Consider the following 20,250-nt stretch of genomic DNA (forward strand, 5'->3'; position numbering starts at 1 on the left):
TCTGTATCAATACACATTATAAGGATCAAATGAATACAAGATCTTTCTTAAAAATACAGCTGCCATGCAAGTAAACCGAGTTCAATTCCTGGATGGATTTAGGTTTATATTATCATTATGGGTGGTACTTGCACATTTCTATACACTTGTTGGTGGTGTCATGTTCATTCCGCTTCCCCGATTACTTGAGGGCTTCAATCGTCCTATTATAGCTGTTTATGGATTTATGGCAATTACAGGTTTTTTGATGACCTATAATTATATGAGTCGCGAACACAAAGAACCAGTTAATCGTAAATCCACTTTTTTAAAGTTCTGGCTAAGAAGGCTTTTTAGACTTTATCCAGTTTACATTTTATTGCTCACAATAGCTTTTATCAGTTTCACTAAAAACGCGAAGGTGAATGAAGAGAATTTAATATTTTTCACAGGAAGTAATGTGTCTCAGTGGGGTTTTGTCAGATCAGTGGCTCAACCGAGTATACCAGATTTCATTCACACATCTTACTTGTCCACGGCCTTTTTCCTAGTTTCCATGACAGTATCCTGGGTGTAACTTGGAGCCTTTCCCTGGAAATGCAATTCTATTTTCTATTTCCTTTTATCTTCCTTTTTACTTTTGCTTACAAATCTTTACATCAGAAAAAACTAGTCCTCTTTTTATTGCTTTGTACCTTCCTGGCGGTTCTTTCTCCAAAGGTCTTCGACTTTCTCACCACATATTTTTCTCTTCCTAAGTTCAAGCTACCCTCTATACTCACTTACACCATGCCCTTATTCTTGTTTGGGATGTTGTCAGCCGGGGTAAGATTGAACAAGATCAGTCCCGCTTATCTGGTTATCGCCATCATCATATTATTTTCGTTTCAAGCATTCCTTACTAATCTTGTCCTTGGAGTCTTCCTGCTATTACTGTTCTTAGACAAACTGGAACCATTTATTCCACCATTCATGCTGAGGATCTTTTCTTCTGCCAGATCTCTTATGTCTGGGAAACTGGCAGGATATGGAGCGGATATCTCCTATTCGCTTTACCTCATTCACACGTTGCTTATTGGATATATTTTACAGTTCACCATAAACTTTTTTAATAATCAATCTATATCCAAGCTTACGATTGCACTCGTCGCCCTGGCATTAACTCTTATCATTTGCTTCACAGTTTGCTACTTGATTTACCTGTTCATTGAAAAACCCTTTATCAAGCTGGGACGGAGCATAGTAGATAAGATAGTTGATAAAAAGAGGTCAACGGCACCGTCGTTGATAGAATAAATCCAGCAGGTAAATGGCGTTCCTATATACCAAATACCTTCTTTGCCTCAACCATATCCACTTTATGCGCTTCGGCTGCATTCATGGTTTTGGGAGATGTTTTTTCAAGGCATTGTTCCAGTACCAGATGCGGCTTGATACCTTGCGCGTCTAATTCTCGAACCAGGCGTGGATAATCAATATCACCTTCACCGAAAGTCTCCTGCCAGATCCCATTCTTAGATTGCCTGATGTGCAGCTCCACAATGCGCTTCCCGTACAATTTGACCACATCGAACAATGCAACCTGCGAATTACCCGAGCCCCGGTATACCCAATGAACATCCAGACAAAGCGACACGTTTTCAGGATCGGTTGCCAGCAACATGTGGTGAAATTCGCGTGCTGCTGCACGTAGTTCCACATCGTGCGTGTGGTAAGCGAGTCTCATTCCCTTTTTCCTGAGTTCGGTGCCGAGCTTGTTCAGGTTCCGCGCTTGTTCTGCCAGCTGCTCGTCTGATTTATTCTCATTACTCCCCCACTTGATCGGGTTCGGGTTGGTAACCACGATTTTAGTCCCGGCAGGCTTCAATGCACCCGCTATTGCCAGCACCGATTCAATGGAGGTTCCGGCTTCTTTGGCCTCGTGTAATGAAGTATTTACATAGACCGACGGCATCTCCAACTTGTATTTTCGTAAAAGCGGCAGCAGCCTGGCTACCTCGTCTGCATTGTTGAGCGCAGGCTCGTAAGCTTTTAATCCGGTGGAGGCGAAGTCGGCGAGAGAAGCGTCAAGATTAGCTGACCAGTCTTTTCCTTCTCTTGCGTAAAATGTAATCCATGAATACTGGTTGCACGATAAAGGGAACTTCACCGCTTCCTGCTTCCCGGCAAATGCAGGGATGGAGGCAATTGCGACAGGAATGCCTGTTAACGATGCTATAAACTGACGCCGGTTCGTATCCATCTTGGTATCTGGTTGAAGCTGATTTAGCTATCAAAGTAGCTGACATTGCATAGCTACCCGGCATTCAGATCTACGTTTTCGAACGGTTCAGTTAAAGAAATTTTTAACTTTGTACCATTAAAGGATAAATCCCTTTCCAATGCACCAGACTCTTCAATTAACGCTTGCGCCGGAAGTGGCGCTGGACGAAGAACAGCTTCGTCTCCATATATCAAGAAAACTCAGGCTGCATGATACTGATGCGCCTGTTATCCGCAAAACACGCCAGTCAATCGATGCCCGCAGCAGGCAGGTGAAGGTAAATGTACAGGTTGAGGTTTATGTAAATGAACTGCCTACATCACTGATCACGACTCATTTTGAATATAAAAACGTATCCTCCCGCCCCCAGGCACTTATCGTGGGCTGTGGTCCGGCGGGTATGTTTGCTGCATTGCGCCTGATAGAGCTGGGTATCAAGCCGGTCATTTTTGAGCGGGGTAAAGATGTACGGGCACGCCGGCGCGATCTGGCAGTGATCAATAAAGAACATATTGTTAATCCCGAATCCAATTATTGTTTCGGTGAAGGCGGCGCGGGGACTTACTCGGATGGAAAACTGTACACCCGCTCCAACAAGCGGGGCGATATACGTCGCATTCTAGAGATATTCGTTCAGCATGGAGCAAACGAGCAGATACTGGTCGATACACATCCGCATATCGGCACCAATAAATTGCCGGTGGTAGTTTCGGAAATGCGCGAGAGCATTTTGAAAGCGGGTGGAGAAATACACTTTAATACCAAAGTGACGGACTTCATTGTGTCGCAGGGGGAATTAAAGGGGGTCATCACCGACGACTATACCGAACATACCGGAATCGGCGTAATCCTGGCAACCGGCCACTCCGCGCGTGATATTTACAATCTGCTTCACGTCAAAAACATCCTGATCGAAAGTAAATCTTTCGCAATGGGCGTGCGCATTGAGCATCCCCAGAATACGATCGACAAAATCCAGTACCACTGCGCGACCGACCGCGGGCCTTACCTGCCTGCGGCTTCGTACAGCCTGGTTACGCAAACGCATTATAAGGGCGTACAGCGCGGTGCGTTCTCATTTTGTATGTGTCCGGGAGGCTTTATCGTACCCGCCGCAACTGCCACAGGCGAAGTGGTTGTAAATGGCATGTCGCCTTCGAAGCGGGATTCTCCATTCGCCAATTCAGGCATGGTTGTCTCCGTAGAAGAAGCCGATCTTGCCCCATTCAAATCGTACGGCCCGCTGGCGGGATTGCAGTACCAGATTGAAATGGAGCAGCGCGCCTGCGCGCTGGCAGGTGCTACGCAAACTGCCCCGGCCCAGCTTGCAACCGATTTTGTAAGGCAAAGAATCTCGTCTCAACTGCGTGAGACTTCCTATCAGCCGGGTTTGCAATCGGTTGATTTATATGATATATTACCTGAAAACATCGCATTTCCGCTCAAAGAAGCGTTAGAGGATTTTGGAAGGAAAATGCGGGGTTACTTGTCACCAGATGCCCAGCTGATCGGCGTGGAAAGCCGGACTTCCTCACCGGTCCGCATTCCGAGAGAGCGGGAAAGCTGCGAACACCCCGAAATAAAGGGGCTGTTTCCGTGCGGTGAAGGCGCGGGTTATGCTGGCGGGATAATGTCAGCTGCAATGGACGGCGAACGTTGCGCAGAGCAGCTTGCAAAGTTGCGATTACAGTAAAAATGTCCGAGATTGATAATTGCTATATTTGTGAAATACCCTCACATAACAGAGAATTACACTATGCCAAGATCTAGTTAAGAGAGCCTAATTTACTTTGACACCAATTTGCCCCGATGGCCGCACTGGAATCGTTTTCGTTATTTACTGAACAGTTAACCCAAAAACTTAAATACCCGCTTCCCGGCGAAACGGCTCACCAGGTTATGCAAGCCTCTTCCAGGTTGCGCCTCACATTTAAACCGAATGCTCGTACCCGCAAAAGCGCCGTCCTCATTCTGTTTTATCCCCACAAAAACGAGATTTTCTTCCCCCTCATCCTCCGCCCCGCATACGACGGCGTACACTCAGGACAGGTTGCTTTCCCGGGAGGCCGCTATGAGCTTGCCGATAAAGACCTCGTGCGGACTGCATTGCGGGAAGCCCAGGAAGAAATCGGCTTGCGGCTTAATGATGTGCGGATACTCGGTATCCTGACGGAGCTCTTCATCCCCGCCAGTAACTTCTACGTTTTACCGGTGATCGCCGCTATGCCTTACCGCCCCGACTTCTATCCCGACCCCCGCGAAGTAGAGGATATATTCGAGATCAGGCTGGAAGAAATCTCAGATGTCAACATCATCGGATCCAGTGATATTCAAGTACGTGGAGAACAGGTACATGCCCCGCACTATATGGTACAGGGGTACAAAATCTGGGGTGCTACTGCGATGATGATCAGCGAGCTGCTTACTGTGCTGAATGCGCAGGAACCCGGCCCTGCAAACGGATAGTTATCGCTTTATTTGCTATATTAGCACTTAATTCAAGCCCATTTTACGGTAATCTTCGTCCTGTTCCGCTCACCGGCGGCAGCACGGTCCTTCAACGAAGTCGCTTGATTTAAACCTTACAGTACTGATAGTTAAAACCTGGTTCCTCCTTCATTTATGGACGAAAACGGAGCTACGCCTGACGTAGAAGATAGCGGATTGCATGATAAGTTGCCCATTTCGGGTTTGTATGAAAACTGGTTTCTGGATTATGCCTCTTATGTAATTCTTGAGCGTGCCGTACCTGCGGTTGAAGACGGTTTAAAACCCGTTCAGCGACGCATTATGCATGCGCTCAATGAAATGGACGACGGGCGCTTTAATAAAGTGGCAAATGTGGTGGGCTCCTCCATGCAGTACCACCCGCACGGTGACGCGTCGATCTACGATGCGATCGTTAACATTGGCCAGAAAGAATTGCTTTTTGATACCCAGGGAAACTGGGGCGATATACGTACCGGCGATAGTGCCGCTGCTGCACGATACATTGAAGTAAGGCTTTCCAGGTTTGCCAAAGAAATCGTCTTTAATGATGAAACGACTGAATGGCAGCTGTCTTATGACGGTCGGAAAAGAGAGCCGGTAACACTTCCTGTCAAATTCCCATTGCTGCTTTCTCTTGGCGTGGAGGGAATTGCAGTAGGGCTTTCAACCAAAATACTCCCGCATAACTTCTGTGAGCTGATCGAAGCTTCCATTGCTGTTTTGCAGGGAAAAGAAGTAACGATATTCCCCGACTTCCTGACCGGCGGACAGATCGACGTGTCCAATTACAATGACGGGCACCGCGGCGGGAAAGTGCGCGTGCGGGCCAGGATTGAAGAGGAAGACAAAAAAATGCTCGTGATCCGCGACATTCCTTTCGGTACCACAACTACTTCACTGATCGATTCGATCGTAAAGGCGAATGACGGCGGGAAGATCAAGATCAAAAAAGTGGTGGATAACACGGCTGCTGACGTAGAAATACAGGTGCACCTCGCGCCGGGCGTGTCGCCGGATATTACAATGGATGCATTGTACGCTTTTACCGAGTGTGAAGTGTCCATTTCTCCCAATGCATGTATCATCATCGCAGACAAGCCACATTTTGTTGGTGTTACCGAAATTTTAAAATACAATACCCAACAAACTGTCCACCTGCTTCAACGTGAGCTGGAAATAAAGCGGCTCGCGCTTCTTGAAAAAATACTGTACGGATCGCTGGAAAAAATCTTCATCGAAAACCGCATTTACCGCGATATAGAGGAATGCGAAACCTTTGAAGATGTGATCAGGACGATTGACAGGGGACTTGAACCATTTAAACCGCAATTTTACCGCGAGATTACCGACGACGATGTGGTCGCATTAACCGAAATCCGGATCAAGCGGATTTCCAAATACGACGGTTTCAAAGCCGACGAGCTGATGCGGAAGTGGGAAGAAGATCTGGCAGAAACGGAAGATAATCTCGCAAACATTACCCGCTTTGCGATCGACTATTTCCGGGATCTTTTGAAAAAATACGGAAAAGGAAGAGGCCGCAAAACTGAAATACGCGCATTCAACCAGATCTCGGCCAATGTAGTTGCGGCCAATAACCAGAAGCTTTACGTCAACCGCGCCGAGGGTTTTATCGGATACGGATTGAAGAAAGACGAATTCGTAATGGATTGTTCGGATATCGACGACATTATCGTGTTCAAAGCGGACGGAAAATGCCTTGTTACAAAAATCCAGGACAAGGTTTTCGTTGGAAAAGACATTATCCATTGCGCTGTTTTCCTGAAAAATGATGAGAGAAAGGTATACAACCTGGTTTATCTCGACGGAAAAACGGGGGTTTCGTACATTAAACGCTGCCAGATCACGGCGGTGACGCGTGACCGCGAGTACGATCTCACACAGGGTACCCCCAAATCCAAGATCACCTACTTCACTGCAAATGACAATGGAGAGGCTGAGATCATCTCGGTTAGTCTGACTGCCCAGAGCAAGGCGAAGGTCAAGCAGTTTGACTTCAATTTTGCCGAGTTACTGATCAAAAACCGGAGTGCAATGGGAAATATCCTGACCAAATATCCGGTCAGGAAAATTGTGATGAAGCAGGCAGGACGCTCAACGCTGGGCGGCGTGGATATGTGGTTTGATCCAACCATTGGTCGCCTCAACCGCGATGAAAGGGGCGAATACCTGGGCAACTTCGGTCCGTCGGACAGTATTCTCGTGATTTATAAAGACGGATCCTACGAGCTGACCAACTTCGACCTCACAAACCATTATGTGCCAAACGAAGTACTGCTTGTCAAGAAATTTGATCCTTCAATGGCGGTCACTGCCATCTATTTTGATGGCGGTCAAAAGCAGCATTTTATCAAACGTTTTAACATTGAGACTTCCTCACTGGACAAGAAATTCGTCTTTATCAGTGACGCAAAAAATAGCAAGCTGCTGCTTGCAAGTACAGACAAGCGCCCTAGACTTGAAATCGTTTACCCCAAAACCGCTCAGAAAGAGCAAACCAGTGTTGAGTATCTGATCGAAGAAATGGTGGAAGTACGCGGCTGGCGCGCAATGGGCACCAAGCTGCCAAACGACAAATTCAAGGACATTCACTGGCTGTCGCCGCTGCCTGAGCCGGTGAGCGAACCGGAGCCGCAGGAAGAACCGGAGGTAATTCCAGATGCAGAAGACGAACAAGCACCCTCGGTTGACGAAACTGAAACCAGCGAACAGCCAGAAGGTGAGGCTGAGTTAACTACGCTATCAGAAGAAGAAACGCCGGAAGTGCAGGAAGAAACAGCTAATGTGCAGGAGGAGCCGCCGGTTGAGCAAGAGGAGAAAAGTAGCCCGAAAGTGAAAAAAGCAGGTAAAAAAGGCTCAGACCCTAAGAAGCAACTGGGTTTGTTTGAATAAATAAAGCTGACGCGCCGGTTGCGGCAACGAACAACACCTTCGCGTGCGTACAGTAAAGGAGAGAGAATACAGCTCGTTGCGACAGTCCGGAAGAAACAGAAAGGCAACCATTAAGTTTCGGTGAAAAAAGCAATAAAGATCATATTAGCCCTACTATTCGCTTGCATGGTTTTCATCTTGCTTTGTAACTTATGGGTGGTATATTGTACAAGGCAGTACAACTACTTTTCCATTGAAAACCTGCCTTCCAACGACGTGGCGCTGGTGCTGGGTACGAGCTCGAAGTCGGAAAAAGGAAAAGATAACCTCTTTTTCAAGTACCGGATGGAGGCTACGGCAAGGCTTTTTAAGGAGGGAAAAATCAAGTATATTATATTAAGTGGAAATAACGATTCCCAGTACTATAATGAGCCGCTCGATATGCAGAAAGCGCTTCTTAATCTGGGTATTCCCGAGAATGTGATGACGCTCGATTATGCAGGTTTCAGGACTTTCGACTCCGTGGTACGGTGCAAGGAAGTATTTAACCAGGATAATTTCACGATCATTTCTCAGAATTTCCACAATGCAAGAGCACTTTATATTGCTCACAATGAAGGGATTGATGCGATATCTTTTGCTGCACAGGATGTTCCCGACGGCTACTCAATGCGTACGCTGGTCAGGGAGTACCTTGCAAGGCCCAAAGCAGTGCTGGATGTTCACATCCTGCGGCCGTCGGCTGATGTAACCTCCAATAATGAAATCAGGAAAAATGAGAAACCGAAATGAGGGAAAATGTACTGCGGGCGTGTCGGTTAGGATAAATGGTTTTCTCAGCATCATACTTTACTCTATTTGCATTGTAGTTATTACGTCGGCAATTGCATTTTCGCAAACTACCCACGTTATAAAAGGCAGGGTTACCGACGCGAGTACGGGCGACCCGATTCCATTCGCTAATATTGCTATTAAAGCCAGCTTATACGGCACTACGACCAATTTTGACGGTTTTTACCAGCTCAATTACAATCCCCCGGCAGATTCGATCAGTGTTACTTATGTGGGTTACGACAACAGAAGCAAGGCGATCAATGCCTCTTTGACGGAGCAGGTTATTGATGTCCAGCTCGCGCCGGGATCATTGCAGCTCAGGGAAGTGAAAATCTTTGCAGGTGAGAATCCCGCCTGGGCGGTGCTGAGGAAAATAGTCGCCAACAAGCGGGTCAACAACCCGGATAACCTCGGCGCTTATGAGTACGAGAGCTACAATAAAATCCAGATCGACATTGATAATTTATCGGAGCGTTTCAGGAACCGGAAGCCGGTCAAGAAAATGACCCACATCGTCGATCAGTTTGACCAGGTGAAGGGTGAAAATGGGGAGACGATCATTCCGATCTTTATATCCGAATCTGTTTCCAATGTTTTTTACCGCCGCGATCCGAAGAAGAAAAAGGAGGTAATCAACAAAACAAAAATATCCGGCGTAGGCCTTACCGACGGCAGCCTGACTTCCCAGCTCATCGGCTCCTCGTTCCAGCAATACAATTTTTACAATAACTGGCTCAATATCCTGGAAAAGGATTTCGTGTCGCCCGTAAGTGACAACTGGAAGCTGTATTACGAATACTTCCTGGCCGACAGCGTATACAATGGCGCGAGCTACGATTACCACATTGAATTCGAACCGCGTCAGGAACAGGATCTTGCATTTACCGGCTCTTTTTGGGTCGACGGCAGCACATTTGCGCTTACCCAAATGGACGTAACTGTAAGCAAGCGGGCGAATCTGAATTTTATTGAGAAGATCAAAATCCAGCAATCGTATGAGCTGGTAGAAGACGAAAACAAGTATGTACCGCTAAAAACAAGGGTTCTGATCGATGTGGACGAACCTACGAAGCAAACTGCGGGTATGTTGCTCAAATTCTATTCTGCCAATTCAAAATTCAGGATCAATGCGCCACGCGACAGCAAGTTTTATGATACTGCGATAGAATTGAAGGAGGATTACATGGAGCATGATTCCGCGTTCTGGATCAAGAGCCGGCCGGAAGCATTGAGTCCTACTGAAAAACTTACATTCCAGCTTGTAGATTCGCTTCGCGTGCTGCCGGTTGTCAAAACCTATACGGAGATCCTCAACATCTTTGTAAATGGTTACAAAAAGATCGATAAGTGGAATATCGACATCGGACCTTACCTATTTCTATATGCGAACAACAAGGTAGAAGGCCATCGTTTTCGTCTGGGTTTCAGAACTGATCCCGGATTCAGCCGCAAATGGATTTTCAGTGGATATGGCGCTTACGGTACACGCGACAATGCATTTAAATACGGCGCCGGAATGGATTATATCATTGACCGCAAGCCCTGGACAATGGCAGGTATCTCCTACTCCAAAGATCTGGAACGGCTGGGTATCTCGGCCGAGACCATCGGTCCAAATACCCTTTTTGGCGCATTCTCACGATTTGGTGCTTTTCGCAGAGCTTACTGGCAGCAGGATGTTTCAGCTTATTTCAAAAGAGAGGTTGTAAAAGGATTGACTAGCAGTGTCCAGATTCGTCACCGTACTTTCGATCCGCTATTCCCATTTGCATACAAAGTCCGCCCGGAAGCCGGCATTGATTCTCCGATGAAAAGTGCTTTTGACATAACTGAAATCAACTTCGAAACGAGGCTGGCCAGTAAGGAAACCTTTTTACAGAATGATAATGAGCGGATCAGTATGGGAAACGGAAACTCTCCTGCATTCACATTCCGGTACACGCTTGGTGTTAAAAATTTACTGGGAGGCGATTTCAATTATAATAAGCTCTCATTTAACATCAAACAGAGCTTTCGGACGGGCGTGATTGGCCGCACTTACTACAATGTAACATTTGGTTTGATCCCTTCTACCCTGCCTTATCCATTGCTTTATACGCCGCTGGGCAACGAGTCACTTTTTTATGTGGACAATGCATTCAACATGATGCGTTATTTCGAATTCATTAGTGACCGCTACGTTGTACTCCGGATGGAGCATAACTTTGAAGGATTTCTGCTCAACCGCATTCCCGCGATCAGAAAGTTGAAATGGAGAATGCTGGCGACGGGAAAGCTGTTTTACGGGAGCATCAGCGACGCCAATTTGTCGCTCACAACAACTACCGACGAAACCGGTCAGGAAATGCAGATATTCAGCAAGCTGAAAGACCGGCCTTACGTTGAACTGGGTTATGGGATTGACAATATCCTGAAAACCGGCCGCATTGACTTCGTACACCGCCTTACATATCTCAACAATCCCAACGTACAGCCATTTGCGGTGAAGATCTCATTCTGGTTCAGCCTTTAACACTCAGATACTGCCCAGGTCTTTGGCAGCGTAAGTCAGGAATACCTCTTCGCCGACTGCCACATTTACTTTATTCCTGTAAAATGAAAGCTGCTCCATTCCATTTGTACAGCGGATTTCCCAATAGTTTCCATGAAAACGGATCGTCTCCACTTTCCCATTCCACTTGCTTTTTTCAGGATACCTGGTTTGCTTGATCTTTTCCGGTCTGATAAAATACCGCTTTTCTCCGCTGCCAAGCCAGTTGATTCCGCCTGTCAGTTCCGCCACATAGCTGTTCGCAGGTTTGTTATAAACCTCTTCGGGGGTACCTACCTGAATAATCTCTCCATTACGCAATACCGCAATCCTGTCGGACCATGCGAGTGCATCGGAAGATTCGTGGGTAACAAAAATGCAGCTGGTTTTCTGCTCATTCCGCATTTTCTCGATCGCATTGCCAAGTACCCTGCGGTTGTGGTTGTCAAGGTGGGCGAAAGGTTCATCCAGCAGCAGTACTTCCGGCTGCTCTGCCAGTGCCTTGGCGATGGCAGTACGTTGTTTTTCACCGCCGGACAGCAGCTTGGCCTTCTGACTTTTTACATACTCGAGACCAGCTACTTCGAGCAGTTCCCGCACGCGCTCAGTACGATATGCGGGGTCATAAAACCGGAGCGAATAGGAAATATTCTCTTCAACAGTCTGATTGGGGAAAAGCTCAAATTCCTGGTGGATCAGCCGGATAGACTCGTGCCCCGGGATCAGCTCGCCCCTCACGGACTTCAACTCTTCTCCATTGAAAATAACCTTCCCCTGATCAGAATCAAGGAACCTGCCGAAAATGCGCAGGAGCGTGCTCTTACCAGAGCCGCTCTCGCCCAAAATCGCCAGCCACTCTCCCGCCCTCAGTTCCAGGCTCACATCTGATAGTACAACCTGGTTGCCGAATTGCTTTGAAACCTGATCGGCGCGGAGAACTGTTTTATTTTTTGTCATTATTCTGCCCAGGTAACCTTGCTTTCAATAGGTGTACGCCGTGCGGGTGTTTCGGGCGCGTCGTGGTAACCAATGAAAAACAATCCGAGACATTTTTGATTGTCAGGAAGACCGAGGAATTCACCGAGTTCTTTCAGCACGCCCGGGCTGCTCCAATAGGAACCAAGTCCGTATGCATTTGCGGTGAGCCACATGTTCTGCACTGCGCAAGCTGTGGAAGCAACTTCTTCCCACTCGGGGAGCTTTTCGGGATGCAGCTCTGCATTGATCACAATCACACAACCCGATTTCAGCACTTTTTCACCAGCGGCATCATAGCGCGCCTGGGAATATGACTCGGGAGGAGTGACTGTCCTGTACCGCTCTGAGAAGAAACCGGCGAGCTTATTGAGACTTGCACCTTTGAAAACGATAAACCGCCAAGGCTCGGTCAGCTTGTGTGTAGGAGCATAGTTTGCATTTTCCAGGATGTTCTTAATGACTTCATCCGGAATTTCTTTCTCGATATAACTGGGTGGAAAAATACTGCGTCTGGTGCTGATAATTGTGTTGATCGTCTGAATAGACTGTTCCATAACTACTTTTTTAATCTGAAAAATTCAAAAACAAAGCTAACCATTTCTCGCTCGCTGACCGGAACAATGGTGGTTTTTAGCTGACAAATTTGGTGGTTATAATTAAAATTTGCCGGCATAGCATGCTTCTTTGCCGCTAAACAATTATTTTTCGCCCTGCCTTTCCCAAAGACCTAATTTCATCACCGAAATTAATCCAAACCAAAACCTGACTTATATGCTTGTTACGACTACCCCGAACATCGAAGGTAAAAAGATCATCAAATACATTGGCCTGGTAAATGGTGAGGCTATTATCGGCGCCAATTTCTTCAAAGACTTCCTCGCAAACGTACGTGATGTGGTAGGCGGCCGCTCGGGCTCTTACGAACAGGGTCTCCGGGAAGCAAAAAGCATTGCAATCCGTGAAATGATGGATCAGGCGCAAAGGCTGGGTGCCAATGCGGTGATTGGCGTGGATATTGACCTGGAAACGATTGGCAGCGGTAGTTCCATGTTAATGGTAAGTGCCAATGGAACTGCGGTCTGTTTTGAGTAACAGGTGCTCTTTTCAGAACACCTGTCTTGCTATCTGGGCTACATTGTCCGACTTACCCATTGTGTAAAAATGGAGAACAGGCACGCCGTAAGCCATTAATTCCTTGCATTGCTGGATTCCCCACTCGATACCAACCTGGCGGACTTCCTTGTCAGTAGCGCATTTTTCAACTTCTTTAACAAGGTCCTGCGGAAATTCCAGATGGAAAATCTGCGCGAGTACGCTGAGCTGCTTGCGCGTGGCCAGCGGTTTCAATCCCGGGATAATGGGAACAGTAATACCTTCGGCGCGGCATCTTTCGACAAAGCGGAAGTATTTCTCGTTATCGAAAAACATTTGTGTTACGATATAATCTGCACCAAGCGCTACTTTCTTGCGAAGGTGCTCATAATCTGCATCAATGCTGGCTGCGTCAAAATGCATTTCAGGGTAGCCCGCTACGCCGATACAAAAATTGGTAGGTGACATTTCCGTTTCCGCATTCAGCAGAATCCCGTTATTCATGTTATGAACCTGCGCGACCAGTTCAGAAGCGTAGGTATGTCCGCCTGTTTTAGGCTGGAATACGCCGGCTGATTTTTCAGGATCGCCTCTGAGTACAAGCACATTGTCGATACCCAGGTAATGCAGATCGATCAGGACATCCTCGGTTTCATCTTTGGTAAAGCCGCCGCAGATCACGTGCGGGACTGCATCTACATGGAAACGCTCCATTAACCTTGCACAAATGCCGACAGTACCTGGCCGTTTTCTGATCGGTATCCGCTCGATAGTCCCGTCCGTGCGGACACGGTCGATCAGTTCTTCGCGGTGATATGTTACGTCCACAAACGGAGGTTTAAATTCCATTAGCGGCTCTATCGAATTCAGTAATTCATTGATATTCTGACCTTTCAGCGGCGGGATAATTTCGATGGAAAACAGGGTTTTGCCGTTTGCCTGCTGAATGAAATCGGTTACTTTGGTCATGAAAGAAAGTGGCGTGTTCTGATGATGCTACAAATGAACACGATTTGAAAATGCGAACCAATTAGTGAGTACAAAAAAATGGCCTACCGCATTACAGTAGGCCATTCCACGTAAACCCTCCTCTATCAGTGTTCGTCAAAAATGTTATTGGGTTTCTGACGGGCGTCAGTCCCACAGCAACAATTTGCTTGACTGAATACTAATAACTAAAATTCTGTGCCAAATTATTAAACAATGTGAGAAGGAACAATTTATATCAAAGTTTTTTTTCAAGAATTGTAGTTTTAGTACTACAATTTAGCTGAATATTGCACTGAAATTCTAAAAACCACACAACACTCAATTTTAGACGGTGTTTCGAAATTCAGCAAATCCGGGAATTCGTTCCCCATTACTCTACAATACACCGTCGTGAATGCAGTTTTCCTGCTTTTTAAGCATAATCAAGCGTCCGCGTCATCTCAATGTGCTCTATTTCGTCTTCCAGATAAATGTCGCCCGACTGCCGGAAACCAAACGATTCATAGAATCTCTTAAGGTAAAGCTGCGCCCCGATGCGGATAATGCTTTTTCCATAAAGCATTTCGAGTTTTTCAATTGACACATTCAACAGCTCCACGCCTGCCCCAATTCCCCGCGCTTCCCGCGCGACTGCAATCCTGCCGATGGAAGGATATATATAGGATAAGCCAGCCGGAACTATCCTGGAAACCGCCACGAGCTTACCCTCGCGATAACCCAGCAAATGGTGACATTGCTGGTCTTTATTATCAAGATCCTGGAAACAGCATTTTTGCTCAACGATGAAAACTTCGTTTCTCAGACGCAGCAATTGATAAACTGCTTCATTCGTAAGTATTTCAAAGGTTTGGAACTGCCAGTCGAGTAGCATAGGATTATTAATGGTCACGATAAAATATATATTTGCCTGATCTGTTCGTCTTTTTAAATTTGCTGCAAAATTGATCACCTTAGCATCAATAAAAAACTTAACAATTAATATTAACAAGCATGGGAAGGGCTTTTGAATATAGAAAGGCTAGAATGTTTAAGCGTTGGGACAAAATGGCCAAAACTTTTACGAGGATTGGTAAGGAGATTGTCCTCGCGGTGAAAAGCGGAACTGCGGATCCCGCCACCAATGCGAAGCTACGTGTTCTTTTACAAAATGCCAGGGCAGCCAACATGCCGAAGGATACCATCGAGCGGGCGATCAAACGGGCAACCTCGAAGGATCAGGAAGATTACAAAGAAATGGTTTACGAAGGCTACGGGCCACACGGAGTTGCGATCCTGGTGGAAAGTACTACCGACAATCCTACGCGTACCGTTGCGAATGTGAGGAGCTACTTCAACAAACTCGGCGGTAGCCTCGGTACTTCGGGTATGCTTGACTTTATTTTCGACCGTAAGTGCATTTTCAAGATCAAAAACAATGGAAAGGATCTGGAAGAACTCGAATTTGAGCTTATTGACTTAGGCGGAGAAGAGGTATTTCTGGATGAAGAAAGCGGACTGATCAACATCTATGGTGAATTCGCCGCATTTGGTGCATTGCAACATTATTTCGAGGAAAATGGCTACGAGATCGTGGAAGCTGATTTCGAGCGCATTCCAAATGATACCAAAACACTGAGTGAAGAAGAGGCCGCAGAAGTTGAGAAATTGATCGAAAAGATCGAGGACGACGACGATGTTCAGCGCGTTTACCACAATATGGCTTAATGCAGGCTGATTATCTCCTGTTGCTTTTTCATAAATTCAAATTTGCTCCCGGCTTCTTTCCCAAGTAAAGAAGCACCTACCGGAGACGATGAAGAGACTGCCAAAACGGTCTCTTCATTTATTTTTACGGCACCCAGACTGACGGCTACGAAAAACCACCCGGCAGTAGTATTCAGCAGAGAACCTACTCCGACGCGCTGACTTGCCTCATTTGCATTTACCCGCTCCAATACCAACCTCTCCATGCGCGTTTGCTCGTATTGCCGCGCGTGCATGTTGCGGTCGAGCTGCCCCATGGAGCGTGAGGTTTCGTATTTGTCGCCCATCGAGCTTTTACCCTGATCATTAGCCGACTCCTGCGCCGCCTCCATCGCATTCCACGATACCAGCAGCTTGTCGTCGAGTATTGCTTTGAGCTTTTCTAAAACGTTTGCTTTGTCCATAAAAAAATAAAGGTTACCAATATGGTAACCCTATTAAAACTACACTTGATGGTAAAGTTAAGCTTTGGACAACTCAAATCACATTTTCGTGATCTTCTTCCGGACGGATTGACCGCCGTTCGTTTTGATCTCGACGATGTAAGCGCCTTTGCCCAAGGCAGAAATATCTAACTGACTTGTTTTTTCTTTTTGTATCAAAAGCTTCCCGCTCAGATCGAACACGTTCAGATTATCGACAGTCGCGCCGTTATTCAGCACCACTTCTACAAAATGCTGGGCCGGGTTTGGATATACAAAATCGTTCTCGCGTGCAATGGCAGTTTTGACAGCCACAATACTGGATAATGAAGCTTTTCCGTCATAATCGACCTGATAAAGGCGATAGTAAGTCAGCCGCTCGGATACCTGCTCGTCTGCATAAGTATAGGTATTACTTACCCGGCTGTCGCCGAAGCCTTTCACCTGTCCGATCACCTCGAAATTGACTGCATCAAGGCTTCTTTGAACTTCAAAATAGTCGTTGTTCTCCTCTGAGGAAGTTACCCAGGTTAAACGGTTCCTGCCGGCAGCATCCTTTTGTCCGGTAAAGCTTACCAGATCTACCGGTAGCGGCGGTCCGGGCAGCGGCGGCGCGGTGGCCATCAGAGACCTGGCATTGCCAAGAAGGTTTGTCTGAGGATTGGTAATAGCGTCTCGCCACAGCTCGGCCGCGCGGCGCTGGCCTTCTTCATTGAAATGCAGCCCGTCATATCGTCCCGACTGTCCGATCTGGTTGAGGTCAGCGCCGCGGAAAACGTCGTGTATTTCATTAATCAATGCATTCTGTGCATCAGTTTTCTCCTGGTTAATCCCATTGTTATAACAGGAAGTCGCGATCATCCAGGGAAGATTATCGTAGTTGGCCTCACTCCTGGATTTCTCAATCACCATTTTATTCCTGAAATAAAACCCTGCGCCGGTTGTATCCCCATCGTTGACACCGTGTGCCGAAAGTATCGCGCGCAAGCCTGTGCGGGGCATATAGGTGGTAATGGTATTCCTGATATTGACGTAGGGCATTCTGATACTGTATTTGATAAACCCGTGGTCGAAGTTGATGTTATATGCCGCTTTGTATAAATGTCCCATGCTGCTCCCGCCAAATGCGGCGCTGTAAAAAAGCACGGGTACATTGAGCGAGCTGACCAGTAAATCGCCAAGCTGTGTCCAGAACCAGGGATATTGTGCCATCGGCGCAATCCCGCAGTTAAGACAAAACTGAACGGGCGCAAGGGGCGGCAGATCAGCCGGGCTGCCCGATTCGAGATATTTATTGTACAGCTCGACATTTGCATTGGGATCAATTGTATTAACAAGATCGCTGCTTGCAGGCTTCATTTCGCTCTCCGCCTTTGCCGCATTGGAATGTCCCACGATCAGGAACACCTCTCCTACGCCCACTTTTTCAACGATCGTACTGTTGCCGATCTGTTCGCCATTCTTCATTGTTCTCACTTCCAGATCAAACCTTCCTCCTCTAGCATTGAGTGAGCCTGAGAATATGTAACCCGAAGGATTGCTGACAATGGTGGTCCAGTCCACACCGAATCCCGGCTCTCCGTCGCGGGTCTTTAATCTGGCCTGGATCTGGTCGGGATCATTGAGGTAAGTACCGTTGATAAACACTTTTGCGTCGCCTGACTGATCGCGCTGGTATACCATACGCGATGGTGGAAAAGTCACATTGACCTGTCCGAAGAGTGCTGATGAAGCCAGTAGGAAGTTGATGAAAGTAAAAAATTTCAAGTGCATATAATGTAAGATTTAGGTGGAAAATCGACACTAGCAGACACACCTGTCTCAGGAATTGACAAATGCCAAAACAGCACAGATTGACCTTATTTCACCATCAAGTAATTAGTTGATTATCAAAAAGCAAGGAGGAGATCGATGGATTTACCGGAAGCACATTGGCAAAATCCTTTGTAACAAAAATACCAATTCCTATGACAATTCAACTATTGGTAACAAAATAATTCTATAAATTATCTATACCAGAATAGCGGTGCTTTTCGCAGCCCCGCGGCCGGGGTTCCTCTCCTATTTGGCCATTGTTTTTTCTCAATGCCAGCTTACTTATTATCTTTGCGAAACATTCATTGACAATTCACAATGACAAAACTTTCGGTCCGGCATTTACTTGGCATCAAAAACCTGAACGAGAACGACATCCATACGATTTTAGACACTGCTACTGAATTCAAGGACGTCATTAACCGGCCGATCAAGAAAGTCCCCTCCCTCAGAGATATAACCATTGCCAACGTTTTCTTCGAAAATTCAACCCGTACCAGGCTTTCATTTGAGCTGGCCGAAAAGCGACTTTCTGCGGATGTTGTAAATTTTTCGGCTTCCGGGAGTTCGGTAAAAAAAGGGGAAACGCTGCTCGACACGGTCAACAATATCCTTGCAATGAAGGTAGATATGATCGTAATGCGCCACAGCAGTCCGGGCGCGCCGCATTATCTCTCGACACGCATTCCCGCCAATGTGGTCAATGCAGGTGACGGGACTCACGAGCACCCTACTCAGGCATTGCTGGATGCATTTTCAATGCGGGAAAAACTGGGGGACCTAGGGGGTAAAAAGATCGCTATCATAGGTGACATAACTCATTCAAGGGTAGCTCTGTCAAACATATTCTGCCTGCAAAAACTGGGTGCTGAGGTGATGGTATGCGGCCCGTCTACATTAATCCCCAAGCATTTGGGCGAGCTTGGTGTCCGGATCAGCCACAATGTGAAAGAGGCGCTGGACTGGTGCGATGTAGCCAATGTACTCCGCATTCAACTGGAAAGACAGCAGATCAAATACTTCCCCTCACTCAGGGAATACTCACTTTATTTCGGCATCAACAAACAGATGCTCGACGACCTGAACAAAGAGATTGTACTCATGCACCCCGGCCCGATTAACCGCGGCGTTGAGCTATCTTCTGATGCAGCAGATTCGCATCACTCCATTATCCTGAACCAGGTTGAAAATGGCGTAGCCGTGAGAATGGCGGTTTTGTACCTGCTTGCGCAGCAATAGGATTTGTTTTTATTCTAAATCCCCGATTTCATGTCAAACACCGAAGGAATGCTCCGGGAAGGCTCACTGGCTAACAAGACGATCATTGTGACTGGCGGAGGAACGGGTTTGGGCAAATCCATGTCAGCCTACTTTCTTAAACTAGGCGCTAATGTTGTGATTTGCAGCAGGAAAGAAGATGTTCTGACAAAAGCGGTTGAGGAACTCAAAAAGAGCGCCGGAGAAAACATCATTTCGGTACAGTGCGATGTCCGCAAGCCAGATCAAATCGAGCAGATAGTCGCGACAGCCATTGAAAAGTTTGGCCAGGTGGACGGGCTTGTGAACAATTCGGCAGGCAACTTCATCAGTCCAACCGAGCGGCTTTCGTACAAAGCGGTGGATGTAGTGGTCGATATAGTGCTTCGGGGCTCCTACTATTTTACATTGGCATTGGGCAAATACTGGATTGAAAAAGGAATAAAAGGAACAGTTCTCAATATATCCACCACTTACGCCTGGACCGGCTCGGGCTGGGTGGTACCTTCCGCGATGGCCAAAGCGGGAGTATTGGCCATGACCAAATCACTCGCGTTTGAATGGGCATGCCATGGTATCCGGCTGAATGCCATTGCGCCCGGACCATTCCCTACCAAAGGTGCCTGGGACCGTCTTTTTCCAGAAGAACTTTCAGAGAAATTTGCTTTTGAAAACAGGATACCGCTAAAAAGGGTCGGCGATCACCAGGAGCTGGCCAACCTGGCGGCTTACCTGATGTCTGATTTTTCAGCGTATATGACAGGTGAGGTGATCACGCTGGACGGAGGCGAAGTTCTTTCTGCAGGGCAATTTAACTTTTTGAACGAAGTGACTAGCGATCAATGGGATACGATCGAAAACCAGATCAAAAACGCCAACCGAAACAGCAAGGCCGGTGAATGAAAATTTTCTTACCGTTTTATTGGGTAATTTTGGCGGTTCCTTCGTTATTTGACAAAGGTTGA

Annotated in this window: 18 protein-coding genes; 11 read left to right on the plus strand and 7 right to left on the minus strand. The window is 46.8% G+C overall.

The features are described from left to right. Positions 1–64: 64 nt before the first annotated feature. Positions 65–556, plus strand: coding sequence for an acyltransferase (locus ASG33_RS26280; RefSeq protein WP_056285369.1), 492 nt, complete (start codon positions 65–67; stop codon positions 554–556). Continuing rightward, complete coding sequence (locus ASG33_RS26285; RefSeq protein WP_082489202.1) at positions 448–1,275, plus strand: acyltransferase; 828 nt, start codon at positions 448–450, stop codon at positions 1,273–1,275. The genes ASG33_RS26280 and ASG33_RS26285 overlap by 109 nt, the downstream gene beginning before the upstream one ends. Before the next feature lie 22 nt (positions 1,276–1,297). Here the strand turns inward: ASG33_RS26285 and ASG33_RS12765 are convergent, their stop codons facing one another. Continuing rightward, a complete protein-coding gene (locus ASG33_RS12765; protein ID WP_056285377.1) occupies positions 1,298–2,221 on the minus strand; it encodes a sugar phosphate isomerase/epimerase in 924 nt (307 codons plus the stop codon). A 139-nt stretch (positions 2,222–2,360) separates the two neighbouring features. Between ASG33_RS12765 and ASG33_RS12770 the strand changes: the two genes are divergently transcribed. From ASG33_RS12770 to ASG33_RS12790, 5 genes are all read left to right on the plus strand, one after another. Continuing rightward, the gene (locus tag ASG33_RS12770; RefSeq protein WP_056285379.1) at positions 2,361–3,935 is read left to right on the plus strand and encodes an NAD(P)/FAD-dependent oxidoreductase; all 1,575 of its coding nucleotides are present in this window, start codon (positions 2,361–2,363) and stop codon (positions 3,933–3,935) included. A gap of 116 nt (positions 3,936–4,051) precedes the next feature. Then, positions 4,052–4,708, plus strand: coding sequence for a CoA pyrophosphatase (locus ASG33_RS12775; RefSeq protein WP_056285383.1), 657 nt, complete (start codon positions 4,052–4,054; stop codon positions 4,706–4,708). A gap of 156 nt (positions 4,709–4,864) precedes the next feature. Beyond that, a complete protein-coding gene (locus tag ASG33_RS12780) occupies positions 4,865–7,645 on the plus strand; it encodes a DNA gyrase/topoisomerase IV subunit A (protein WP_056285386.1) in 2,781 nt (926 codons plus the stop codon). Positions 7,646–7,810: 165 nt separating this feature from the next. Beyond that, on the plus strand, positions 7,811–8,416 hold the full coding sequence (locus ASG33_RS12785) for a vancomycin high temperature exclusion protein (RefSeq protein ID WP_056285390.1): 606 nt from the start codon (positions 7,811–7,813) through the stop codon (positions 8,414–8,416). Next, on the plus strand, positions 8,400–10,970 hold the full coding sequence (locus ASG33_RS12790; RefSeq protein ID WP_082489233.1) for a DUF5686 and carboxypeptidase-like regulatory domain-containing protein: 2,571 nt from the start codon (positions 8,400–8,402) through the stop codon (positions 10,968–10,970). The genes ASG33_RS12785 and ASG33_RS12790 overlap by 17 nt, the downstream gene beginning before the upstream one ends. 3 nt (positions 10,971–10,973) lie before the next feature. Here the strand turns inward: ASG33_RS12790 and ASG33_RS12795 are convergent, their stop codons facing one another. Then, a complete protein-coding gene (locus tag ASG33_RS12795) occupies positions 10,974–11,945 on the minus strand; it encodes an ABC transporter ATP-binding protein (RefSeq protein WP_056285392.1) in 972 nt (323 codons plus the stop codon). Further along, positions 11,945–12,520, minus strand: coding sequence for a nitroreductase (locus ASG33_RS12800; protein WP_056285394.1), 576 nt, complete (start codon positions 12,518–12,520; stop codon positions 11,945–11,947). The genes ASG33_RS12795 and ASG33_RS12800 overlap by 1 nt, the downstream gene beginning before the upstream one ends. 217 nt (positions 12,521–12,737) lie before the next feature. On the opposite strand from ASG33_RS12800, the gene ASG33_RS12805 reads away from it, so the two are divergent. Beyond that, positions 12,738–13,058 carry a heavy metal-binding domain-containing protein gene (locus ASG33_RS12805; RefSeq protein ID WP_056286506.1) on the plus strand — a complete coding sequence of 107 codons (321 nt, stop codon included), beginning with the start codon at positions 12,738–12,740 and terminating at the stop codon, positions 13,056–13,058. Between the two features lie 12 nt (positions 13,059–13,070). Here ASG33_RS12805 and metF read toward each other — a convergent pair whose 3' ends face one another. Together metF and ASG33_RS12815 are read right to left on the minus strand one after the other, a co-directional pair. After that, on the minus strand, positions 13,071–14,027 hold the full coding sequence (metF, locus tag ASG33_RS12810) for a methylenetetrahydrofolate reductase [NAD(P)H] (protein ID WP_056285396.1): 957 nt from the start codon (positions 14,025–14,027) through the stop codon (positions 13,071–13,073). Positions 14,028–14,460: 433 nt separating this feature from the next. Next, entirely contained in the window at positions 14,461–14,937 is a 477-nt protein-coding gene (locus ASG33_RS12815) for a GNAT family N-acetyltransferase (RefSeq protein WP_310589196.1), read from the minus strand. A gap of 101 nt (positions 14,938–15,038) precedes the next feature. Between ASG33_RS12815 and ASG33_RS12820 the strand changes: the two genes are divergently transcribed. Beyond that, a complete protein-coding gene (locus tag ASG33_RS12820; protein ID WP_031526785.1) occupies positions 15,039–15,752 on the plus strand; it encodes a YebC/PmpR family DNA-binding transcriptional regulator in 714 nt (237 codons plus the stop codon). Here the strand turns inward: ASG33_RS12820 and ASG33_RS12825 are convergent. Continuing rightward, positions 15,749–16,195: a hypothetical protein gene (locus ASG33_RS12825; protein ID WP_056285397.1), complete on the minus strand. Its 447-nt coding sequence runs from the start codon at positions 16,193–16,195 to the stop codon at positions 15,749–15,751. The two genes, ASG33_RS12820 and ASG33_RS12825, sit on opposite strands and share 4 nt — an antisense overlap. 78 nt (positions 16,196–16,273) lie before the next feature. Then, on the minus strand, positions 16,274–17,986 hold the full coding sequence (locus ASG33_RS12830; protein WP_056285399.1) for a T9SS type A sorting domain-containing protein: 1,713 nt from the start codon (positions 17,984–17,986) through the stop codon (positions 16,274–16,276). Positions 17,987–18,346: 360 nt separating this feature from the next. Between ASG33_RS12830 and ASG33_RS12835 the strand changes: the two genes are divergently transcribed. Together ASG33_RS12835 and ASG33_RS12840 are read left to right on the plus strand one after the other, a co-directional pair. Further along, the gene (locus tag ASG33_RS12835) at positions 18,347–19,267 is read left to right on the plus strand and encodes an aspartate carbamoyltransferase catalytic subunit (protein ID WP_056285402.1); all 921 of its coding nucleotides are present in this window, start codon (positions 18,347–18,349) and stop codon (positions 19,265–19,267) included. 30 nt (positions 19,268–19,297) lie between these two features. Beyond that, positions 19,298–20,188, plus strand: coding sequence for an SDR family oxidoreductase (locus ASG33_RS12840; protein ID WP_056285404.1), 891 nt, complete (start codon positions 19,298–19,300; stop codon positions 20,186–20,188). Positions 20,189–20,250 lie beyond the last annotated feature (62 nt).

The organism is Dyadobacter sp. Leaf189 (assembly GCF_001424405.1).
In the GTDB taxonomy this organism is placed as follows: Bacteria; Bacteroidota; Bacteroidia; order Cytophagales; family Spirosomataceae; genus Dyadobacter.